Source organism: Streptococcus mitis SK575 (assembly GCF_000257865.1).
GTDB classification, from domain to species: Bacteria; Bacillota; Bacilli; order Lactobacillales; family Streptococcaceae; genus Streptococcus; species Streptococcus mitis_CQ.
Genome location: NZ_AICU01000049.1, coordinates 1 through 4,278, shown reverse-complemented (window position 1 = coordinate 4,278; position 4,278 = coordinate 1). Strand labels below are relative to the sequence as shown.

General features: G+C 32.8%; 4 protein-coding genes. All 4 read right to left on the bottom strand.

What is annotated here, in order from left to right; genetic code table 11:
- Positions 1–898, bottom strand: an 898-nt coding sequence (locus tag HMPREF1048_RS06410; protein WP_000426739.1) for a glycosyltransferase family 2 protein, incomplete at its 3' end; no start/stop codon positions are given.
- A 39-nt stretch (positions 899–937) separates the two neighbouring features.
- Positions 938–1,816, bottom strand: a complete 879-nt coding sequence (locus tag HMPREF1048_RS06405; protein WP_001230962.1) for an acyltransferase — start codon at positions 1,814–1,816, stop codon at positions 938–940.
- Positions 1,813–3,897 carry a glycosyltransferase gene (locus tag HMPREF1048_RS06400; protein ID WP_000136660.1) on the bottom strand — a complete coding sequence of 695 codons (2,085 nt, stop codon included), beginning with the start codon at positions 3,895–3,897 and terminating at the stop codon, positions 1,813–1,815. The genes HMPREF1048_RS06405 and HMPREF1048_RS06400 overlap by 4 nt, the downstream gene beginning before the upstream one ends.
- A gap of 155 nt (positions 3,898–4,052) precedes the next feature.
- The coding region (locus HMPREF1048_RS06395; protein WP_000319069.1) for an LPXTG cell wall anchor domain-containing protein at positions 4,053–4,278 on the bottom strand (226 nt) is incomplete at its 5' end.

Here is a 4,278-nt window from a genome sequence, read left to right as displayed (position 1 = left end):
TGGGTACGATAATACTAATCAAAGTTTTACTTTCATAATCTGCTATTTTAGATAATAGTTTTTGTTTTTCTTGTTTGTATAACTGTTTATACTGATTATTCTCTGGTACAAATTCTATGTCATGATAATTCAAATGTAAATATTTTATTTTTTCAACTAATAATTTTGTGCCATCACTCTCATCTTTAAAAAACAAGTCATACTTTTCGAATATCTTAAATACATCTAATTTTTCTTCTGAAAATTCTTGAGTAGTAATTGAATTTGGACGAATCCTATAACCATATATAACTTTTGGTAATTTAATCCATTTTCCTGAATGACTTACCAACTCTGGAACAACTGCTAAATCTTCAAATATCCACCCCTCTGGAAAAAAATCTTCTGTTAATAAACTTTTTCGAAACAATTTTGGAAAAACGCTAACTCTCAGCTCATTTAATGCCAATTCTCCCAATTTGTCATCCTTGCTTATTAATATTTTTTTCTCAAAATTATGACAGACATTATCCGCTTTTATTTCATCATGGAAATATTCAATCATTCCTTCTATAATATCAACATCATCTTCGATGTGTTCTATTAAAGTTTCTAAGAAATCAGGATAAATATAATCATCACTATCTACAAAGGATATAAAAGTAGACTCTTCTCTAATATGACTAATACCCGTATTTCTAGCCCCACTTAAACCTTTATTAGATTGATTGATTAGTGTGAAACGACTATCCGTTAGATACTCTTCCGCTATTTGTTGTGAGCTATCTGTGGATCCATCATTAACCATAATGCATTCAAACTTTTTATAAGTTTGATTCTGAATACTATCCAAACACTGTCTTAAATAATTCTCAACGTTGTAGATTGGAACTATAATACTAATTAATTCATTTTCCATATACTAACTTACCTAAATTTGATTTATTATATTTCCTGTTTAATCTCTTCTTTTTATACAAAGATTTCCATCATTATAAACCACACTGTTTGCCGGAACATCATTGCGTATGAGACAACCGGCTCCGATAATGGTATTATCCCCAATCGTCACTCCTTTTAAAATCGTGACATTACTTCCTATCCAGCAATCTCTTCCAACTATAATTGGTGCTGAAGTCCACTGCCATTTTTCAATTTTTTCAGCGGTATAAATATGGTCGTGATCATAGAAACGAACACCTTCTCCCATCATGGTACCTGCCCCAATTTCAATTCTTTCCATACAGTTAAAACTACAAGAGTTATTGATAAAGACACCATTATGCAGTATTAACTTACCAGAAGAAACATGGAAATTTTCAAAATTTCTACAAATGACATTGGCTCCTACTACGAAGTGGGCCTTATCATCGATTTGAAATACATTCCAAGTGCCATCTTGGATGATTTTTTCATGATTATTCACCCCCACTGAGATTGAATTTATACTATCACGAATCCTACTAACCAATTCATCAGGTCTATTTGCTTCAAAGACTTCTTGACCTTGATTTCCATGGACTGTATTATCAAAAGCCAAGACCATTTTACCAGCCTGCACAAATTTGGAAACAATAGAATCAACTTCTTGAAAATGATTGATATCTAGTAGGAAATCACACATATTCACTAGAAAATCAATTTGCTGATCAGTTGTAACTGTCACGAGACGGACATTATATTTAGACTCCAGTACTTTTATCTTTTCAGAAAACTGTACAGGAGCTGCAATATGAAAACAAATATCTGGTGAGTTTTCCAAAATGTATTCTAATTGTTCAATCTGATCACTTACAGTTAAGATTAGTGCATCACCTCGCACAGTATTTTTTCTCATCTATTTAACTCTCTTATTCTCTCTATCATTTCTGAAACTTGATCAATCTGATATATCTCTTGGTTCGCTTCATACGTTTTAGTATTTTCAAAGGCTAAAATTGGTTTATTTTGGGAAATAAATTGCTCTAATATCTCTACTTCCTTCTCACCATAGTTGATATCTAAAAGAAGCTGACAAGTTTCTACCAATTCTCTATCCAATTCCTCTAAAGACACTGTTCCAGAATAGACAGTAACGTTTGGATACACAACAAGTCTAGAAAGATTCTCACTAACGATTACTCTTGCTGCAATCTTAAATTGCACTTCTGGTAAAGCCACTATTAGTGTTTCCAGTTGCTCAATTTGATCTGAAGCTGTATAAATCAAACAAGAAAATGGAACTCTTAGAGGATAGAGATGCAATTTTTTAAGAGAATGTAAATGATGATTTTTTCCTAACTCTGTCCATTCCATATCATGGTAATACCACCAAACATCACGATAGGTTTGTTCAGCGTGTGTATGCCAAGGCTTTCTCTCTGATAAATAGTGAATAATTCCTGGATATTCCTGCCCATATGGAAAATTATAGTTTGCGAAACGTTCATGAATGACAACATGATTATTATCAAAATCTAGTTCTAGCCATTTATTTTCAAAAAGCATATTTAAAATACTTTGATCAGCCTGATCCACTTTATCATGCCATTCATTGGTTAAATCAATCAACTTTTGAGCTATATGCTCTTGCTTCCAAAGAGCATTATTAATCAAGAGAACACCTGCATTAAAGATTTCTCGACCAAAATAGGCTCTGCCTCCAAAATCTCGAATAGCAGCCAAAGGATAGTCCTGTAAATCTGTAGCAAATAAGTCATCTAGATTTTTCGTTACTACTAAATCGCAGTCTAAATAAAGAGCCTTATCTTCTTTCACAAAATCAGCCACAAAATAGCGCAAAAAAACAGTATAACTAATATCCGTTTTATAACGCGAAATTTGCTCAGATGTGACTCGGCAATTAATAATTTCTGAATCAAACTTTTCTAATCGTTTATTTAATTGTTTCAACCATTCATTAGGAAAATCACTATTAATCAGATAAAACCGAATAGAACGATTATGATAACAAATAGACTTGATAGTCGTTAAAACTTGGTCCACATAGCCATAGTTTGCTGCTAGTACAATGGCTTTCTTTTCCCTTTGTTCCTGTCTTGATAACTGATTTAAAAGAGTTCTTTTCATTTCAAACTCTTTATACGTTGCTGTATCGGATAAACCACTAGCTTGACCGTTCGCGAGACTGACTTCCAACATCTGACGATAAACTGCCAAGTGCTTCTCAAGAGGATAACCCATATTAGCTAGTAGAGTAATACGCTCTGACATAGCATCAACTAAGGCATGCATCCACTTTTCTGTCCAAGTTTTTGTAATACTTCCACTTCTCTGACGATATGCGTACAGACCTTTGTTTAAATAAACTACTTTATTTACAGATAAGTATATTTTTTGATTAAAATAACCATCTTCGCCGAGCTTCCCTTTATCAAATCGCAGATAATCAAACAATTTCGCTTTATAGAGTTTGCCCCAAGCAGATATCAAAGCAAAACTCTTCATTTCTTGAGATTCATACAAATTTTCAAAAATGGACACATTATCATATACTTTCTCATAATAAGAATCTCCCAATATATGAAAGTAGAACATTCCTTCACTTTCGTTGAAAGAATAATAATTACCAACTGCAATATCAGCCTGATACTCAATTATTTTCTTGTATAGGATTTCTACATAATCTAATTCAACCCAATCATCAGAATCAATGAAAGTTACATAGGAACCAGTCATCTTGTCCAGACCTACATTTCTCGCATCTGATAAACCACCATTCTCTTTTTCAATATAGACAATTCGATTATCTTTTTGTGCATACTCTTGACAAATTTCACCCGAATTATCTGTAGAACCATCATTGATTACAATAATTTCAAGATTTTTATAAGTTTGATTAATTAAACTATCCAAACATTTTTCTAGATAATGTTCAACATTATAAACTGGTACAATTACCGTAATTTTTTCAGTCATGTAGTCGTTCTCCTTTCCTACTATTATAACATTTTTTATATTATTTTTCCGTTTCCCTTAACTTTTAAAACGCAAAAAATCCCTTGGATGATTTTTCATCCAAGGGATTTTTCATAAATCGAAATAGTAATACTTTCTATGTATTTTTAATCCGATTATTCTTCATCATCACGTTTACGGCGTTTCGCAAACAGACCTAGACCAGTTACGGCTGCCAAAGCTCCAAGGAGTACAGATGATTTTGAAGCTTCTGTACCTGTATTTGGCAATTGCTGTCTTGACTTACCTGCTGATGCTGATGGTGTTTCAGAAGATAATGTGTCTGCTGATGTAGAGGCTACCGCACTTGTTGATGCTGATGTAGATGCTACTGCGCTAGTG

Coding starts and splice junctions, on each gene's coding strand:
- HMPREF1048_RS06405 (WP_001230962.1), bottom strand. CDS start 1,816: ATGAGAAAAAATACTGTGCGAGGTGATGCACTAATCTTAACTGTAAGT.
- HMPREF1048_RS06400 (WP_000136660.1), bottom strand. CDS start 3,897: ATGACTGAAAAAATTACGGTAATTGTACCAGTTTATAATGTTGAACAT.